The sequence below is a fragment of the Biomaibacter sp. TOL genome, assembly GCF_059717795.1.
Window position 1 is genome coordinate 2,918,133 of the sequence record NZ_AP046092.1, and the last position, 17,535, is coordinate 2,935,667.

At 48.0% G+C, this 17,535-nt stretch carries 16 protein-coding genes; 14 read left to right on the forward strand and 2 right to left on the reverse strand.

Features of this window, described 5'->3' with window-relative positions:
- The first annotated feature begins 10 nt into the window (after positions 1-10).
- From AC6I1H_RS14450 to rbsK, 5 genes are all read left to right on the forward strand, one after another.
- On the forward strand, positions 11-943 hold the full coding sequence (locus tag AC6I1H_RS14450) for a nucleoside hydrolase (protein ID WP_497738228.1): 933 nt from the start codon (positions 11-13) through the stop codon (positions 941-943).
- Positions 933-2,225 (forward strand): amidohydrolase family protein, encoded by a 1,293-nt coding sequence (locus tag AC6I1H_RS14455; RefSeq protein ID WP_497738230.1) that lies wholly within the window; start codon positions 933-935, stop codon positions 2,223-2,225. Before AC6I1H_RS14450 ends, AC6I1H_RS14455 begins: the two co-directional genes overlap by 11 nt.
- 89 nt (positions 2,226-2,314) lie before the next feature.
- Positions 2,315-3,712, forward strand: a complete 1,398-nt coding sequence (locus AC6I1H_RS14460) for an ADP-ribosylglycohydrolase family protein (RefSeq protein WP_497738231.1) — start codon at positions 2,315-2,317, stop codon at positions 3,710-3,712.
- Positions 3,712-4,716 (forward strand): LacI family DNA-binding transcriptional regulator, encoded by a 1,005-nt coding sequence (locus AC6I1H_RS14465; protein WP_497738232.1) that lies wholly within the window; start codon positions 3,712-3,714, stop codon positions 4,714-4,716. The genes AC6I1H_RS14460 and AC6I1H_RS14465 overlap by 1 nt, the downstream gene beginning before the upstream one ends.
- Before the next feature lie 18 nt (positions 4,717-4,734).
- A complete protein-coding gene (gene rbsK, locus AC6I1H_RS14470) occupies positions 4,735-5,631 on the forward strand; it encodes a ribokinase (protein ID WP_497738233.1) in 897 nt (298 codons plus the stop codon).
- Between the two features lie 110 nt (positions 5,632-5,741).
- On the opposite strand, the gene AC6I1H_RS14475 is transcribed toward rbsK, so the two are convergent.
- Positions 5,742-5,900, reverse strand: coding sequence for a RelB antitoxin-like protein (locus AC6I1H_RS14475; RefSeq protein ID WP_497738234.1), 159 nt, complete (start codon positions 5,898-5,900; stop codon positions 5,742-5,744).
- 327 nt (positions 5,901-6,227) lie between these two features.
- On the opposite strand from AC6I1H_RS14475, the gene galU reads away from it, so the two are divergent.
- The 8 genes from galU (at position 6,228) to hepT (ending at position 16,083) form a co-directional block, all read left to right on the forward strand.
- A complete protein-coding gene (gene galU / locus AC6I1H_RS14480; RefSeq protein ID WP_497738236.1) occupies positions 6,228-7,139 on the forward strand; it encodes a UTP--glucose-1-phosphate uridylyltransferase GalU in 912 nt (303 codons plus the stop codon).
- A gap of 466 nt (positions 7,140-7,605) precedes the next feature.
- A complete protein-coding gene (nifJ, locus tag AC6I1H_RS14485; protein ID WP_497738237.1) occupies positions 7,606-11,130 on the forward strand; it encodes a pyruvate:ferredoxin (flavodoxin) oxidoreductase in 3,525 nt (1,174 codons plus the stop codon).
- Between the two features lie 238 nt (positions 11,131-11,368).
- Positions 11,369-12,601, forward strand: coding sequence for a DNA polymerase IV (locus AC6I1H_RS14490; protein WP_497738238.1), 1,233 nt, complete (start codon positions 11,369-11,371; stop codon positions 12,599-12,601).
- A gap of 92 nt (positions 12,602-12,693) precedes the next feature.
- Positions 12,694-13,302: a coiled-coil domain-containing protein gene (locus AC6I1H_RS14495; RefSeq protein ID WP_497738239.1), complete on the forward strand. Its 609-nt coding sequence runs from the start codon at positions 12,694-12,696 to the stop codon at positions 13,300-13,302.
- Positions 13,303-13,351: 49 nt separating this feature from the next.
- Positions 13,352-14,125 (forward strand): DUF72 domain-containing protein, encoded by a 774-nt coding sequence (locus AC6I1H_RS14500; RefSeq protein WP_497738240.1) that lies wholly within the window; start codon positions 13,352-13,354, stop codon positions 14,123-14,125.
- A gap of 108 nt (positions 14,126-14,233) precedes the next feature.
- Positions 14,234-15,172, forward strand: coding sequence for a Cof-type HAD-IIB family hydrolase (locus tag AC6I1H_RS14505; RefSeq protein WP_497738241.1), 939 nt, complete (start codon positions 14,234-14,236; stop codon positions 15,170-15,172).
- Between the two features lie 55 nt (positions 15,173-15,227).
- The gene (locus AC6I1H_RS14510; protein WP_497738242.1) at positions 15,228-15,650 is read left to right on the forward strand and encodes a nucleotidyltransferase domain-containing protein; all 423 of its coding nucleotides are present in this window, start codon (positions 15,228-15,230) and stop codon (positions 15,648-15,650) included.
- Between the two features lie 4 nt (positions 15,651-15,654).
- Positions 15,655-16,083, forward strand: a complete 429-nt coding sequence (gene hepT / locus AC6I1H_RS14515) for a type VII toxin-antitoxin system HepT family RNase toxin (RefSeq protein WP_497738243.1) — start codon at positions 15,655-15,657, stop codon at positions 16,081-16,083.
- Between the two features lie 45 nt (positions 16,084-16,128).
- Here hepT and AC6I1H_RS14520 read toward each other — a convergent pair whose 3' ends face one another.
- Positions 16,129-17,130, reverse strand: coding sequence for a D-alanine--D-alanine ligase family protein (locus tag AC6I1H_RS14520; RefSeq protein WP_497738244.1), 1,002 nt, complete (start codon positions 17,128-17,130; stop codon positions 16,129-16,131).
- 229 nt (positions 17,131-17,359) lie between these two features.
- Here AC6I1H_RS14520 and AC6I1H_RS14525 point away from each other — a divergent pair, with 229 nt between their 5' ends.
- On the forward strand, positions 17,360-17,512 hold the full coding sequence (locus tag AC6I1H_RS14525; protein WP_497738245.1) for a hypothetical protein: 153 nt from the start codon (positions 17,360-17,362) through the stop codon (positions 17,510-17,512).
- Positions 17,513-17,535: the final 23 nt, after the last annotated feature.

Below are 17,535 nucleotides of genomic sequence, written 5' to 3' on the forward strand. Positions count from 1 at the left end.
GAGAGGTGATATGATGAGCATTCCGGTGATTATAGACTGCGATCCGGGGCTGGACGATGCGGTGGCTCTTTTCATGGCTTTTGCCTCCGACGAGCTGGACATTAAAGCCGTAACCGTTGTGGCCGGAAACCAGACCATTGACAAGACCTCGAAAAACGCCCGGGATATAGTGGCCTATGCAGGCAAAAAATGCAGGGTTTCAGTGGGAGCGTCAAAACCTCTCGTCAGGGAACTTTCCACGGCGGAATTCGTCCACGGCGAGACCGGGCTGAAAAATATAGTGCTCCCGCGAGCGGACTTTGATTTTTCAAAAGAAAAGCCGCATGAAATCATATATGAGGAATCTTTGAAAAATGAGGGGAAAATCCACATCATTGCGCTCGGGCCCCTTACAAACATAGCAACCGCCCTCCTTTTATACCCTGATTTAAAGGAGAAAATCGGGCACATCACCCTTATGGGCGGCTCCTGCTATCTGGGGAACCATACACCGGCCGCGGAGTTCAATATTTTTGTAGACCCGGAAGCTGCGAAGATAGTGTTTGAATCAGGAATAGATTTGACCATGGTGGGCCTGGACGTCACCAACAGGGCCATGGTTTTTGAGGATGAAATAGGAGATTTTTTGAATATGGGCAATAGGGTATCCCGCACGGTCGGAGAAATACTGCTGTCATCTCTGGATTTTGTGAGGGAATTTGGCTACGAGGGCGTGCCAATGCATGATCCCTTTGCCATGGCGAGCGTCATTGAGCCAAGCCTCATGAAGACGGAACAATATCATGTGGATGTGGAGACCAAGGGGATATACACGAGCGGCAAGACGGTGGTGGACATATACAATGTCCGCGGCCTTCGCCCGAATGCATCTGTAGGAATTGATCTTTCCAGGGAAGGTTTTGTGGACCTATTGAAGAGGCTGATGAAAAAATATGGTGAATGAACTGCTTTTAAAAAATGTGAATATAATAGATGAGCAGGGCGATGTGACGGAAGATGTGGATATACTCATCGGCGACGGCAGGATACAGAAAATAGGGCGAAAAATCGGTGAGAGCGCTTCCGAAACAATGGAGCTTTCTGGCCATTATGTAACGCCCGGCTTTGTAAACCTCCACACTCATTCGCCGATGAACATTTTCAGAGGGCTTGCGGAAGACGTGAATATTGACGACTGGTTCAATGAAAAAATCTGGCCGTATGAAAGCAGGCTCACTGGCGACGAGGCGTACCTCGGCTCTCTGCTTTCGATATGTGAAATGATAGACTGCGGCGTGACGGCCTTTGCGGACCATTACATGTTTGCGGACAGAATTTATGAGGCGGTTCTGGGAAGCGGCATCAGGGCTGATATCGCGCCGACCGTATTCGGAGTGAGCGCGGATTTTGAGGAAGAATTGAGAAAGGCTAGCGATTTAATTGAAGAAAAAAACGGCGCAAATCCCAGAATCAAGCTCCGCATGGGACCTCATGCGCCCTACACATGTCCGCCGCACACGTTGAAAAAAATCGTGGATGCGGCGAAGAAATTAAAAGTGGGCATTCACATTCATGTTTCCGAGACGAAAAGCCAGGTGGAGAAAAGCCTGACGGAGGTGGGCAGGACGCCGTTTGAGGCGCTTTATGATGCGGGTGGATTCGATGTGCCCGTGATTGTCGCCCACGGATTATGGATTGAGAAGGATGATTTAAAATATCTCAATGAAAAAACATTTATAGCCGTATGCCCCAAGACATATATGAAACTTGGCATGGGCTTCGGCGGCATATGGGGAGAATTCGAAAACCTGCCGCTTGCCGTCGGCACGGACGGGGCCGCCAGCTCAAACACGCAAAGCCCCCTGGAACAGGCGAGGTTGTTTGCCCTGGCGGGCAAATTTTTAGGTGATAGGCCGGAAGCCTTTCGCCTCAGGGAAATATGGGGCATATTGATGAACGGCCACAAAGCCCTCGGGTTTAACACCGGGAAAGTGGAGGAAGGTTACGATGCCGACCTTTTAATATGGGATTTGAACAGAATAAACACGCTGCCTCTTTACAACCCGCTGGCATCGATAATATACAGTTCCGGTCCGGAAAATATTGTTCATTCCATGGTTTGCGGCCGCTTTGTAAAAAAGGACGGAAGGGTGCTGATGGACACAGATTATATTGTAAAAAATGTGCAGAAGCACGCGGCGAATATATTAAAGAAGGGCAGGGGCGAGTCGAAAATCAGATATTGATTCCGATTCACCGAACGGCTCCGGCCGTATCCGGCAGCGGAACCAGTTTCTATTTTGGAATCAATATTAAATCAAAGGAGGCGATGCGGGTGAAAGCGTGGGAAATGGAAAGGGATCTGAGGAAAAGCGCAAAGCCCCGGGTGCTGAGTGAAGAAGAGCAAACCTGGGATGAAATTTCAAACCTGGAAAAACAGGCCGATGCTTCCGTCAAAATCCTCTGGCACAGCGAAGTGCCCGGTTCCGGGGCGCCCGAAAAGCTGATAATCGGTGCGGTCCAGTCCATGGAAAACCGCGGATATGATGTGACAAAGGCCGAAGAACTCATTCCCGAAGGTTTAAAAGCATATCGGGAAAATGATATGGCAGAGCTTCACAGGGTTACTTCCATGATATTTCATGAGCTTTACAATGCGAAAAAGGATCCAGCATCACCATACTGGAGCTTTACAGAGTACGATTCGTGGGAGAAATTCCAAAATGCGGCAGGCCCTTTTGAAAGGCATGAATATGACATATTTTCCAGGGAATTTGAAGAAAAAATTTACGCCGGATGGATGGGCCAGATTTGCGGTGGCGCCCTTGGCACGGCCCTGGAAGGTTACACTGCTGAAAAATTGCAGGAAGTATTCGGGGAAATAAACGGCTATGTAAGAAAACCCAACACATACAATGACGACATCACCTATGAGCTCGCTTTTCTGAAGGCTTTTGAGCGCAGAGGCTACGATGCGGATTCGCAGGATTTCGCCCAACAATGGATTGCCCTGATACCCTTCGGTTGGTCGGCTGAGGATGTGGCGCTGCGCAATCTGAGATACGGCATATATCCGCCCGAGAGCGGCATTTTCAATAATCCGTATTCAGAATGGATAGGGGCCCAGATGAGAGGGGCCATCTGCGGGATGGTGGCTCCGGGCGATCCCCGTCTTGCGGCAGAACTTGCATGGAAAGACGGGGTAATATCCCATCACAATAACGGCGTGCTTGGTGAAATATTCAATGCGGTCATGTGCTCCCTCGCCTTTGTGAAAAACGACGCAAGAAAGATAGTGGAAGACGCCGTAAAATTGATTCCCGAAGACAGCGAGTATTACCAGGTGGTAAAGTATGCGCTGGATCAATGTTCGCTTTCGGGCGACTGGAGGCTTGCGTGGAGAAATTGCGAAAAGAGACTGGAAAAATACAACTGGGTCCACGCGTATCCAAACGCTGCGGCAGAGGTTATCGCCCTCTGGTTCGGGAACGGCGATTTTGACAGGACAATGAAAATAGTCGCTGAAGAAGGGCAGGACGTGGACTGCAATGCGGCCCAGATCGCTGCCGTGCTTGGAATCATGAAGGGACCCGCAGCACTGAGCGAGAAATGGGCATGCCCCATAGGCGATGAACTTGTGACATATATGCGGGAAATGAAAAAACTGAACATCAGGGAATTGTCGGACTGGACCATCAAATGTGTGAGAAAAGCCGCAGAGGGTGACCGCTAATGGCCATAACTATTAAAGACGTAGCGAAAGAAGCGAACGTATCAATAACTACAGTATCAAGGGTAATAAATAACAAAGATGAGGGCGTAAGCAAAGAGACTAAAGAGAAGATATTAAAGATCATGAAAAAGCTTGATTATCGCCCGAACAGCATAGCAAGAGGCCTGGTGACAAAAAAGACCCACACTCTCGGCCTCATACTGCCCGACATAACAAACCCTTTTTTCCCCGACCTTGTGAGGGGTGTTGAGGATACGGCTAATATGTACGGCTACAACATCATACTCTGCAATACCGATGACGATATAGCCAAGGAAAAGACTTACATTAAAGTGCTGAAAGAAAAGTGCATAGACGGGATTATTTATACAAGCACGATAAAATCCGAAAACCACAATGTAAAGACGCTGTTAAAATATGAGATACCTTTTGTTATGCTGGACAGGTTGATTGATATCAAAGGCATACCATATATATATGCCGATGGGGAAAGCGGAATGTACGAAATAATCCAGTACCTTATAAAAAACAATCACAAAAAAATAGCATATATATCCGGGCCGATGACAAATTATACGGCCGTTCAAAGATATGAGGGTTATAAAAAGGCCATGGTTGAAGCAGGCCTGAAACCTGATGAGGATCTGATCCTTGAAGGAAATTACAAGATGAATAGCGGATTCAAATGCATGTCGGAAATTCTCAATAAAAAGAAGCAATTTACAGCTGTAGCCTGCGCCAATGATTTAATGGCCATAGGCGCTCTGGAATGCATCAGAGCGCACAACTTAAGGGTGCCTGAAGACATATCCATCACCGGCTATGACGATATTTATGTTTCAAACGTGATTACGCCGAAGCTTACCACTATGGCGCAACCTACCTACGAGCTGGGCTGCCTGGCGGCAAGGATACTTATTAAGTCCATAGAGGGGAAAAATGATGAAAAGGAAATAATACTTAAGCCGAAACTTGTGATAAGGGAATCGGTCGCAAAAATATAGCTGAAAGAGGTGATGCTTTTGAAGATAACCGTTATCGGCAGCATCAATATGGATTACACTTCCCGGGTGGAAAGATTGCCCCGGATGGGAGAAACTATCATGGCCACGTCGTTTTATGTATCGCCCGGAGGAAAAGGGGCCAATCAGGCCGTAGCGGCCAGGAGGCTTGGCGCGGATGTTATAATGGTCGGCTGCGTGGGGCGGGATGCGGCGGGCAGGGAGCTTGTGGAAAGATTTAGAAACGAAGGCGTTGACACCTCGTGCATCAAGTTTTCAGAAAAATCCACCGGCAACGCGTTGATTACAGTTGATGAAGAAGGCCGCAACACCATAGTTGTCTACAGCGGTTCCAACAGCGAACTTGACATAAACTGGGTGAAGGGCTGTGAAAAACATCTGGCCGGTTCGGATTATGTCATCCTCCAGCAGGAAATACCTCTGGAAACCGTGGAATCCGCAATGAAATTATGCCATAATATGGGAGTAAAAGTGATTTTGAATCCCGCTCCGGCAAAAAAATTGCCGGTGGATGCCTACAAGTATGTCGATATCATTACTCCCAATGAAACGGAGCTATTTAAATTGACCGGGAAAGAAGACGTCTCTGAGGGGGCCGAGGTGCTTCTGTCTTACGGGGCAAAGAGCGTTGTCGTAACACTGGGCGAAAAGGGATGCGCCTATGTAAGCAAAGATGAAAGAATTGTAACGGACGCGTTTCGCGTAAAAGCGGTGGACACAACGGCGGCCGGAGATTCATTCAATGCAGCCCTGGCAGTAACGCTCGCCGAAGGCAAAGATATTAAGGACGCTTTGATGTTCTCCAATGCGGTAGGGGCTCTGACAGCCACAAAATACGGCGCTCAGGATTCGCTTCCGTATAGGCGAGATGTGGACAGGTTTTTAAGAGAGCATTGAATTATGATTTCATTTAGAGTCATCTTACAGAGCGCAAGGTGGAAACTCGAAAGAATTCAGCCGTGCAAAGGCGCGGCTTTTTTATGTCCGGTCGTTTTAAATCTCGAAACCTAAGTTGAAAGCATATCTTTCAGCAAATCCTTGCGCAACATTAATACCTCTTGATCACGGTTTCTTCTGATAACCGCAGGTTCCCGCTCATTAAATACTATATTGAATATTCGGGAAAAATCATTTCTTGCCTCGGTAAAACCATATTCATTCAACATGTAACCACCTCTCAAAATTGAGTTTAGCATAAATGTTCAATATGTGCAATATGTAGTTTTTAATTTCAAACTTCCGATTAAATGACTTGCTATCATGGTTTTCAGCCTTTGACAGCCATTGCTGAGGAAATAAATCGGTTTTACCGCAGAAAATCCTGCTTTTTTGGAGGAAATCCTGTTTTATTGTAGAATAATTATTTATGGTGTGATTTGGGTGATAAAACAAAGTCTGCTGCCGGAGAGGCAAGACCATTTCCGGCAGGGAAGATGGTTTTTACCCAAAATCAAAGTCTTGTTCATTGAAATAATTTTTTAAGAGGTGCGGCCATGAAGATAAAAAAAGCCATAATTCCCGCAGCGGGCCTGGGCACCAGGTTTCTGCCCGCCACCAAAGCCCAGCCCAAGGAGATGCTTCCCATTGTGGACAAGCCCACAATACAGTTCATTGTTGAAGAAGCGGTGAAGTCGGGTATAGAGGAGATCCTTATAGTTACCGGCAGAAACAAGAGGGCCATAGAGGATCACTTCGACAAATCGGTGGAACTGGAGCTGGAACTGAAGAAAAAAGGAAAGGAGAACCTTCTTAACCTGGTGGAGGATATATCCAACATGGTGGATATACACTACATTAGGCAGAAGGAGCCTAAAGGCCTGGGGCACGCCATTTACTGCGCCAGGACTTTTGTGGGAAACGAGCCTTTTGCGGTGATGCTGGGTGATGATGTCATTGATGCTAAAGAGCCGGTGCTCAAGCAGATGATAAACGTGTATGAAAAGTTCAACTGCTCCATCCTGGGAGTTCAGGAGGTGCCTGAAGACGATGTGGACAAATACGGCATAATTGATGCAAGTTACATAGAGCAGGATATATATAAGGTGAATGATTTGGTGGAAAAGCCCCGGAAAAAGGATGCCCCTTCTCGCATGGGCATCCTGGGCAGGTACATAATAACCCCCAGAATTTTTGAGATACTGGAAAACACAAAGCCCGGCGCAGGCGGGGAGATACAGCTCACTGACGCTTTGAAGGAGCTTTTAAACTTCGAAGTCATATATGCGTACAACTTTGAAGGAAGAAGGTACGATGTGGGAGACAGGCTCGGGTACCTCATAGCTACGGTGGAATATGCATTAAAGAGAGACGATTTAAAGGAGGAATTCGGAAAATATTTAATGAATCTCATGAAAGATTATTTTGAATCTGTAGAAGAAGCCGCAGCGCTGAATGAAAAAAAATGATGCAGCCCTAGCCTCGGGGCGTGTTTTTTTTGAAAACAGGGAGGACTTTGAGGATTTATGTAGAATTCATATAACTGGCATTCCTGTATACAAAAAACCTTGAGTCGCATCACGCCGACTGCGGCTCAAGGGGAGCCGCACAAAGGCGCATCACAGAAAGCCTATATAAAGTATACACAAAAATCAAAGACTGTGATTAGCCGACTGCGGCTCAAGGGGAGCCGCACAAAGGCGCATCACAGAAAGCCTATATAAAGTATACACAAAAATCAAAGACTGTGATATAATTATCCCGGCTTCTGTTATACTTCCCAAAACCGTATTATCAGGAATTATGCATGCTGTATCATAACAGTATAAATACTGCAATACAACAGAATAAGATCGTACGACTTGTTAGACAACAATAACATCCCAGGAGCCGAATAAATATAATAATAAATATACAAAAGGAGAGGAGAAATCCATGGCCAAAGTTATGAAGTCTATGGACGGCAATGCCGCTGCCGCCCATGTGGCTTACGCATTTACAGACGTAGCGGCAATTTACCCTATTACTCCTTCTTCCCCCATGGCGGAGCATGTGGATGAGTGGAGCGCCCACGGAAGGAAAAACATCTTCGGACAGGAAGTCAAGGTAGTGGAGATGCAGTCCGAAGCCGGCGCCGCCGGTGCGGTGCACGGTTCCCTTGCGGCGGGAGCATTGACCACTACGTTCACCGCATCCCAGGGGCTTTTGCTTATGATTCCCAACATGTACAAGATAGCGGGAGAGCTTCTGCCCGGCGTATTTCACGTGAGCGCCAGGGCTGTGGCGTCCCATGCGCTGTCCATATTCGGAGACCATTCCGATGTGATGGCCTGCCGCCAGACGGGCTTTGCGCTTCTTGCCTCCGGCAGCGTCCAGGAAGTCATGGATCTCGGGGGAGTGGCCCATCTTTCGGCCATTAAGGGGCGAGTGCCGTTTTTGCATTTCTTTGATGGATTCAGGACATCCCATGAAATTCAGAAGATCGAAGTGATGGACTATGAAGAATTCAAGAAGCTTGTGGATTTCGAAGCCGTGAGGGAGTTCAGAAAACGGGCTTTGAATCCCGAACACCCCGTCACAAGAGGCACAGCCCAGAACCCGGATATTTTCTTCCAGGCACGGGAGGCATGCAACCCGTATTACCTGGCAGTGCCCGAGATTGTGGAAGCCTACATGGCCGAAATCAGTAAAATTACAGGTAGAGAATACCATCTGTTCAACTACTACGGCCACCCCGAGGCCGAAAGGGTAATCGTGGCCATGGGCTCGGTGTGCGAGACCATCGAGGAGACCGTGGATTACCTCATGGCAAGAGGTGAAAAGGTCGGAGTATTGAAAGTTCATCTTTACAGGCCGTTTTCGGTGAAACATTTCCTTGACAGCATGCCGAAGACCGTAAAGAAGATTGCGGTGCTCGATAGGACCAAGGAACCCGGTTCCCAGGGCGAACCTCTGTACCAGGATGTTTGTACCGCATATTTTGAAAACAGAGTTCATCCTGTGATAGTTGGCGGCCGCTACGGCCTCGGCTCCAAGGATACCACGCCTTCCCAGATAAAGGCGGTTTTCGACAACCTGAAAGCTGACGAGCCCAAAAACCATTTCACCATCGGCATAGTAGACGATGTGACCCATACTTCCCTGCCGGTGGAGGAGGAAATAAATACCACTGCGGAAGGCACAGTTTGCTGCAAGTTCTGGGGCTTCGGCTCTGACGGAACTGTGGGCGCCAACAAGAGCGCTATCAAGATAATCGGTGACAACACCGACATGTACGCCCAGGGCTATTTCGCTTATGACTCCAAGAAGTCCGGCGGCGTCACCATATCGCACCTGCGCTTCGGCAAAAAACCCATAAAGTCCACATACCTCATCGACAGGGCTGATTTCATTGCCTGCCACAAGCAGTCTTACATCGGGCAGTACGACGTGCTGTCGGGCCTGAAGGACGGAGGCACCTTCCTTTTAAACACCCAGTGGTCCGTGGAAGAACTGGATGAAAAGCTGCCCGCTTCGGTGAAAAGATACCTTGCAAAGCATAATATCAATTTTTACATTATAAACGCCGTGGATATTGCTCAAAAATTAGGTCTTGGCGGCAGGATAAACATGATAATGCAGTCTGCCTTCTTCAAACTGGCCAATATTATTCCTATTGAGAAGGCCGTGGAGGAACTCAAGAAAGCCATAGTGGAATCTTACGGCCACAAGGGCGAAAAGGTCGTGAACATGAACTACCAGGCCGTGGAAAGCGGCATTGACGCCCTGGTGAAGGTGGATATTCCCGCATCCTGGACTGAAGCCATGGACGAAGCCGCGGCGGCCAGGGAAGTCCCTGATTTCATAAAGAATGTGGCGGACGTCATGAACCGCCAGCAAGGCGACAAGCTGCCGGTAAGCGCCTTTGTGGGCAGGGAAGACGGCACTTTCCCGCAGGGAACTGCGGCCTATGAAAAGCGCGGCATTGCGGTAAATGTTCCCGAGTGGCAGCCTGACAACTGCATTCAGTGCAACCAGTGTTCATATGTATGTCCCCATGCGGCCATAAGGCCTTTCCTGCTGAATGAGGAGGAGGTTAAGAACGCCCCCGAAGGATTTGTCTCTAAAAAGGCGCAGGGCAAGGGTTTTGAGGGCCTGAACTTCCGCATCCAGGTGAGCGTACTGGACTGCACCGGCTGCGGAGTATGCGCCAATACCTGCCCGGCAAAGCAGAAAGCGCTAATCATGAAGCCGCTGGAAAGCCAGAGCAGTCAAATTCCCAACTGGGATTACGCTCTGAGCCTTTCGCCAAAGGAGAACCCCATGAGCATCGAAACCGTGAAGGGCAGCCAGTTCCAGCAGCCGCTACTGGAGTTCTCTGGAGCCTGCGCGGGTTGCGGCGAAACGCCGTACGCAAAGCTGGTGACGCAGCTCTTCGGGGATAGAATGATGATTGCCAACGCCACCGGATGTTCATCCATCTGGGGAGGCAGCGCTCCTTCAACGCCTTACTGCACCAACAGGGACGGGCACGGACCTTCCTGGGCCAACTCCCTGTTCGAGGACAATGCGGAATTCGGCTTCGGTATGTACCTGGCGGTAAAACAGACCAGGGAAAAACTTTCATCCCTCATCAGAGAAGCCATGGAAATGGATATTTCACAGGAGCTTAAAGCGGCCTTCCAGCTCTGGCTGGACAATATGAATGACGCCAAAGGCTCCAAAAAAGCTGCACTTGCCATTATCCCGCTGCTTGAAAAATATGAAGCGGCCGATGAAAGGGTAAAGCAGCTTCTGGCCCAGATTCTTGATATGAAGGAATATTTTGTCAAGAAATCCCATTGGATCTTTGGCGGAGACGGCTGGGCCTACGACATAGGCTTCGGAGGTCTGGACCATGTGCTGGCGTCCGGCGAGGATGTGAATGTGCTGGTGTTTGACACTGAGGTTTACTCCAACACCGGCGGACAGTCTTCAAAGGCCACGCCTACCGGCGCTGTAGCCCAGTTTGCCGCTGCGGGAAAGAAGACTAGGAAGAAGGACCTTGGAAGGATAGCCATGAGCTATGGCTATGTGTATGTGGCCCAGGTGGCCATGGGAGCCAATCAGAACCAGCTTATAAAGGCTCTAATCGAAGCCGAAAGCTATCCCGGGCCTTCTCTCATCATCGCGTACGCCCCGTGCATCAACCACGGAATCAAGATCGGAATGGGCTCGAGCCAGTTAGAGGAGAAAAAGGCTGTGGAGGCGGGATACTGGCACCTGTACCGCTACAACCCGCTTCTGAAGGAACAGGGCAAGAATCCATTCATACTGGATTCAAAGGCGCCAACCGCTTCCTTCAAGGAGTTCCTCATGGGAGAGGTGCGATACTCGGCCCTGACCCAGACCTTCCCCGAAAAGGCCGAAGAACTCTTCAAGAAAGCCGAAGAAGACGCCAGGGATAGGTATGAAAGTTACAAAAAGCTGGCGGAAATGTAATTCGTTTGACTGATACCGTAGATAGCCGAAAGCTAGAAGGAATTTGGAACTATCGAGCTAAATTGAGGACCGGAATATTTCCGGTCTTCTTTTTTGAATCAGTTTGAGTCAGGGGACGGTTCCTTGACTCATCGAGATGAGTCAAGGAACCGTCCCCTGACTCATCCCTGACTCATATTGACTTTTTTTATAAAGGTTATAAAATAGATAGTAGAACACTTGTTCGGAGATGGTTTTTATGCTTCCCATCATTCATGTGGATATGAACGCCTTTTACGCTTCCTGCCATCAGGCACAAGATCCCAATCTCAAGGGAAAGCCCATACTGGTGGCGGGAGATCCCAGAAAGCGCAACGGCATCATCCTCACCGCATCCTATGAGGCCCGCCGGTTTGGGGTGAAGACCGCCATGCCCAACTGGCAGGCGAAAAAACTGTGTCCTCAAGCCATCTTTATAAAGCCGGACTATGACCTCTATGTCAGAACCAGCAGCAGGGTGATGAATATCCTGGGGAGGTTCACGCCCATGGTGGAAGTATTCAGCATAGACGAGGCCTGGCTGGATGTGACGGGATGCGAGGGTCTTTTTGGGGATTCCGTCACCATTGCGCAAAAGATACAGAAGGCTATCCGGAAGGAACTGGACTTGCCATGCTCGGTGGGAGTTTCCTGCAACAAGCTGCTGGCCAAGATGGCGTCGGATATGGAAAAACCCATGGGCCTCACGGTGCTGGCGCCGGAGGACGTACCGCAGATGCTGTGGCCCCTACCCGTGGACAGATTGTTCGGCGTGGGGCGCCGTATGGCCGAGCGCCTGGGGGAGATGAACATCGCCACCATCGGAGACCTGGCCCGGGTGCCGGAGGAGCTTTTGCGCCAGGCTTTCGGATTGAACGGCCGCTATTTGCATCTTGCGGCCAACGGCATCGATGAAAGACCAGTGGACCCGCATTCCATGGATACCGCAAAGTCTATGGGCCATTCCATAACCCTCCCCAGGGACGTGACAAATTTCGAAGAGGCGGAGATGGTGTTGCTCTCCCTTGCGGAGCAGGTGGGAAGGAGGGTGCGCCGGGAAAATTACATGGGCCGCATCGTCACCCTTACGCTGCGGGATGCTTCCTTCGGCACGATCACTCGCTCCATGACCATACCATGCACCTGCGCCACCGACGACATATATGCCGCCGCCCGGAAGCTGCTCCGGGCAAACTGGGACGGCAGGACTCCCCTCAGACTGCTGGGGGTGAGCCTTTCGCAGCTCATAAAAGAATTCGAGCAGGTGTCCCTGTTTAAAGAAGATGAAAAGAAGAACCGCCTCAACCGGATCGTAGACGAAATAAAAGACCGTTTCGGGGACAACGCCATTTTTCGGGCAAAACTTCTGGAAGACAACGGCCTCAACGAAAGGAAGCTCGGCAGGACCGAGGGCAACGCTCCGGCTCTGAAAGGGATCAGAAAAAAAATATAAAACATGGAGACGGGTTGATGGAAACTATGTTATAATAGATTGAGGGATACGCTTCCTTGAATTTACAAAATATTTTAAAGGGGGACTTTTTGATGGAAGACAAAATTTACGACCTAATAAAACAGATGCAGACAGATATTAACAAGCGTTTTGATGCGATGGACGATAAGTTCGATGCGGTAGATAAGCGTTTGGATGCGATGGATGATAAGTTCAATGCAATAGACAAACGCTTCGATGCAATAGATAAAAAGTTCGACGCAATAGATAAAAAGTTCGATGCAATAGATAAACGCTTTGATGAAATGAATGAAAAATTCGTCGCAGTAGATAAACGTATCGATGCAATAGATCAAAAGTTCACAGAGAAAATCGATGACACTTACGGGCTGCTCGAAACCTTGTATGTGGAATTCGATAAAAGGTTCGCTAAGACAGATGAAAGATTTGACAATATGGAAAAAGAGCTTGGAAAAGTGCGCCAGGATATAAGCAAGATAGAAACCAGAATAGATGGTGAAATTGCGGATAAAATCAAAGCTCTGTTTGATGACAGACAGGTGATTCATGAGAAGCTCGATGCACTCGATGAAAAGTTTGACAGGCTTCAGATAAGTGTAAATGAGCTTACTATGAAGGAGCTGCATAATAACACGCGAATAATCGAACTTTCGAGGGATTTAAAAAAAGCCTGCTCATAGAATAAGGCGAAACCTGGCGGCAAGCTTCGGATAAAATGGAGGGACGAAATTGATACTCATAGCCACATCGGGTTATGCCTATAAAGACTGGAAGGGCAAGTTTTACCCGGAGGACATAAAAGAAAAGGATATGTTGGCCTTCTACAGCAAGGTGTTTCCGTTTACAGAAGTAAATTCCAGCTATTATAGCATGCCCAACGGCTATATGTTTTACCACATGATGAAAAAAACTCCGGAAGGTTTCATCTTTGTGGTGAAAGCCTTCGGAGGGATGACCCACGGGAAAGATTTGAGCGAGACAACGGTGGGCAAATTCAAGGAAGCCGTGAAGCCGCTGGCGGATGAAAATCGCCTGGGGTGCGTGCTGCTGCAGTTTCCCTATAGTTTTCACAACAACGAGAATAACAGGGATTATTTGAAGAAGTTCCGGGACAGGATGGGGGAACTGCCCCTGGCGGTGGAATTTCGGACCGCCGACTGGCTGACGCCGGATACCATAAAGCTTTTGCGGGAAAACAAAATGGCTTTTGTGTGCGTGGACGAGCCGCCCATAAAGGGCTTGCTGCCGCCTGTGACTGTGGCAACGGGCCCCATAGGATATATCCGCTTTCATGGCAGAAACAGCAAAAAGTGGTATGCTCATGAAAATTCCTATGAACGCTATGACTATCTATACTCCGAGGAGGAGCTTTCGGAGTGGATCCCCAGAATACGGGAGCTTTCCAATAAAACGGAAGTCGTATTCATCGCCATGAACAACCATTTCAATGCCCAGGCGGTGATGAATGCCAAACAGCTTCTCGGCCTGCTGAATATCATCTGATGAAGATATATGATTCCGGCACGGAAAATCAAGCCCGCCGCGCTATCGCCGGCATAAGGCGACTTTCCATACCGGAATCGATATAATATATGCTTGAGGAGAATCCGGATGAATCATAATTTCAAACTGATGGCCCTTGACATAGACGGCACTTTAATCACAAGCCATTACACCGTTACGCGCCGCACACGAAAGGCCCTGCGGGCCGCTATGGATTCCGGCATGAAGGTCACCATAGCCACGGGAAGGTTTTACCACAGCGCAAGGCACATAGCGAGGAGCATCGGCATTAACGCTCCGCTGGTGTGCAACGACGGAGCTCTGATAAAGGATATATCCACAGGGAAAGTCGCTTTTTTTAAACCTCTGTCCATGGAGATAGCCCGTGACATATTGCGGATTGCCTCGAAATACAGGAGCTTTAATGTTCAGATTTTCATGGAGGACTATAAGATTTACGCCGGAAGGGGTTACCGCAGCATGCAGTTCGGGCGTTTTTTAAAATTTTCCAGCAAGTACTCTGTCGAAGGATGCTATAATTATCTGCGGGATTTTGTATTTGTGCCGGCAAAAGATGCAGGGGACATTGCCGGTGCAGAAAGAATGATGACGCAGCCTCCGGCAAAAATAGTCATTTATGCGGATCCGGGCGAGCTGGAAATTTTTAAAAGGGATATCAAGGAAAAGTTCGGCGACAGCATTTTTTTGACCACTGCCATTAAAAACACCGTGGATATATTAAACGGAGAAGTGTCAAAAGCCCGGGGCATTGCGGTGCTGGCAGAAATGCTGGGGATAAGGCGGCAGGAGATAATAGCCATCGGCGACAATATAAACGACATGCCCATGCTGGAATACGCAGGTCTGGGTGTGGCAATGGGCAACGGTCCCGACGTGGTGAAACAAAAGGCCGATTTCGTTACTGCCACCAATGATGATGACGGTATAGCCCTTTTTATAGAAAAACTGCTACAAAAACAGGAAGGCCGTGGTGACAGGATTATATTTTCAGCAAAGGGACTTTCCCACGGCGGGCCTTCGGTTTAATGGGGCCATTGCGCCGCCTATCTAAATAAATTATCAGGTGAGCGGAGGTGATTGCATGGGCGAGCTCATCGAATTGGACAGAGTAAAGCTTTCAAGTTTTGTCCGGGAAAAACTGGAGATGTTTCCGGAAGTGGCTGGGGCATATTTTTTTGGGTCCGTTCTCGAGAAAATGAGACCTGATAGTGATATTGATTTGGGAATCATATTACAAACCGGTGCGATAAAAAGCGAAAAAGAAATGGACCTCTTCCTTGCAAAGCTGGTCAATACCTTGGGCAATTATGAGGGGCATACTTTTGATGTTGTATCGGTAGAGAACGTCAACAGTATTCTGGCGTTTAAGATTTTGAAAAATGGGGAACCCGTATATGTTAAAGATGAAGACAAAGTGACCGATACAATAGAAATTGTTAGTCGACTCTATTCTGAAAACTACCCTCGATATAAAGAAGCCCTTAACATAATTCTGGAGGGGTAAAATTATGACAGTTGACATGGATAGAATTGCTACAAAAATATCTTATATCAAGGAACAAGTATCATCAATTCGAGAATTATTAAAAGAAAAAGGCAAAGATGAAATATTAGCGGACACATGGCTCTTAAGAGGGTTAAAGTATTCCCTGCAGACAGCGGTGGAAGCTATGATTGACATAATATACCACATAAGCGCAAAATATTTTAATAAGGCTGCGCAGGATGCACGGGAGGGATTAGACATACTTTTAGAGCATAGCGTCATTGATATAAATAGTTATAACATATATAGCTCAATGATCGGATTTAGAAATCGGGTTGTACATGGATATCAGCAGGTAACTCCTGAAAGAGTGTATGAAATAGCATCAGATGAACTTGTTGATTTTGAAAGGTTTATCGAACAAATCCTAAAGTTTTTGAGAAGAGATTAGGGACATCCTGTCTTGCTATACAATGATGTCCCTTAATTTTGCAAATCATGAAGTCATGATGTTCCGCTTTGATGCGGCATTTTTTGTGTCCATGCTGCATCTTTTTATGGCGCTTTGGATTATGGAGCCGATAAATTCCGCAGCCGTCATGCCGAGAGCCTCTGCCATATATCCCATGTAGCCATTGTGGGCCCTGCCGGAGGACATGGTAAGGCCTGCAAAGGTGTTCAGCTCCAGGAAATAGGGTGTGCCGTCCCGACCAAGAATCATGTCTATGCGGCCGAAATCCTTTGCATTCAGGACTTTGTATATTTTTTTGGCTGTGTAGATTATTCTGTTTTGTTCTTCGGGAGAAAGTTCTGCAGGGCAGTGAATGATTTCATTGTCCAGCATCTTATGTTCAAAGGTATTGGTGATGGTGGAATTGTACTCAATTTCCAGAATGGGCAAAACCCTCGGCTCATCATAGCCGATGATACCCACGGTGATTTCCCGGCCGCTGATGAACTCCTCTACGAGAGCCGGCTGGCCCATCTTTTCCGTTATCTTGGCTACCACCCCGGGCAGATCTTCAGGTTTTTTCACCACATTTTCTTCGCTTATTCCAGCACTGCCGCGCCCTCTCACGGGCTTTACAAAAAGCGGATACTTGAGATGATGCTCCGGAATCCTGTCGGGACCGTTTGCCACGAAAAATCCGGGCGTTGGCAATCTATGGTATGCCACTATCTTTTTGCGGTCGGCTTTGCTGGTGGCTACCAGGTCGAGACCGGAGCCCACAAAGGGTATGCCGAAGACTTCAAGAAAAGCCACTTCCCTCAGGGATGAAGCATTGAAGACCAGGTCCACTTTTTCATTGATCAGAGTTTGAAGGGTTTCCCGGGGATCTTTTTTCCATTCGATTAGGGCCGCCTCAAAACCGGCTTCCTTAATGGCTGAATAGTGTTGAAAGGCCTCATCGTAAGCATCATCGAAGATCTTGTCCTGTGTGAGCCTTCTCTGAAGCTCCACATTTCTGAATCTCCTCCAAAATACTCCTACTTTCAACTTTCATTCCCCCTTATTAATTTTTAATGAAATGACGATCCGGTGTTTGATCGTTCGGCATTAATATTATATATCAAGGAGACACATTGTTGCAATAATATTTTGATTTATCAGGATTGAAACCTAGATACTGCGCGGCAGCACCGTTATTTATTCTGCGGTTCAATCCATAACTACTTTCTTACCCGCGCTTCCTTTTACAGTATTCAATCAGGTGCAATTGCAACATGTGGATACTACACCTATTTCTGTGAGAGGCCTCACTCCCGTTCTATATCAACTGCGGGTGACGGTTATATCTACTCCATCCATAGGGACGGTAACCACACTTTCCCAGGTGCTCAGCGCCACCGAGATAGAGGCCTATTCGGCAAGTCCATAATATAAAGGAAGAATAAAGTGCCG

Coding starts and splice junctions, on each gene's coding strand:
- AC6I1H_RS14450 (WP_497738228.1), top strand. CDS start 11: ATGATGAGCATTCCGGTGATTATAGACTGCGATCCGGGGCTGGACGAT.
- AC6I1H_RS14455 (WP_497738230.1), top strand. CDS start 933: ATGGTGAATGAACTGCTTTTAAAAAATGTGAATATAATAGATGAGCAG.
- AC6I1H_RS14465 (WP_497738232.1), top strand. CDS start 3,712: ATGGCCATAACTATTAAAGACGTAGCGAAAGAAGCGAACGTATCAATA.
- AC6I1H_RS14475 (WP_497738234.1), bottom strand. CDS start 5,900: ATGTTGAATGAATATGGTTTTACCGAGGCAAGAAATGATTTTTCCCGA.
- galU (WP_497738236.1), top strand. CDS start 6,228: ATGAAGATAAAAAAAGCCATAATTCCCGCAGCGGGCCTGGGCACCAGG.
- nifJ (WP_497738237.1), top strand. CDS start 7,606: ATGGCCAAAGTTATGAAGTCTATGGACGGCAATGCCGCTGCCGCCCAT.
- AC6I1H_RS14490 (WP_497738238.1), top strand. CDS start 11,369: ATGCTTCCCATCATTCATGTGGATATGAACGCCTTTTACGCTTCCTGC.
- AC6I1H_RS14495 (WP_497738239.1), top strand. CDS start 12,694: ATGGAAGACAAAATTTACGACCTAATAAAACAGATGCAGACAGATATT.
- AC6I1H_RS14505 (WP_497738241.1), top strand. CDS start 14,234: ATGAATCATAATTTCAAACTGATGGCCCTTGACATAGACGGCACTTTA.
- AC6I1H_RS14510 (WP_497738242.1), top strand. CDS start 15,228: ATGGGCGAGCTCATCGAATTGGACAGAGTAAAGCTTTCAAGTTTTGTC.
- hepT (WP_497738243.1), top strand. CDS start 15,655: ATGACAGTTGACATGGATAGAATTGCTACAAAAATATCTTATATCAAG.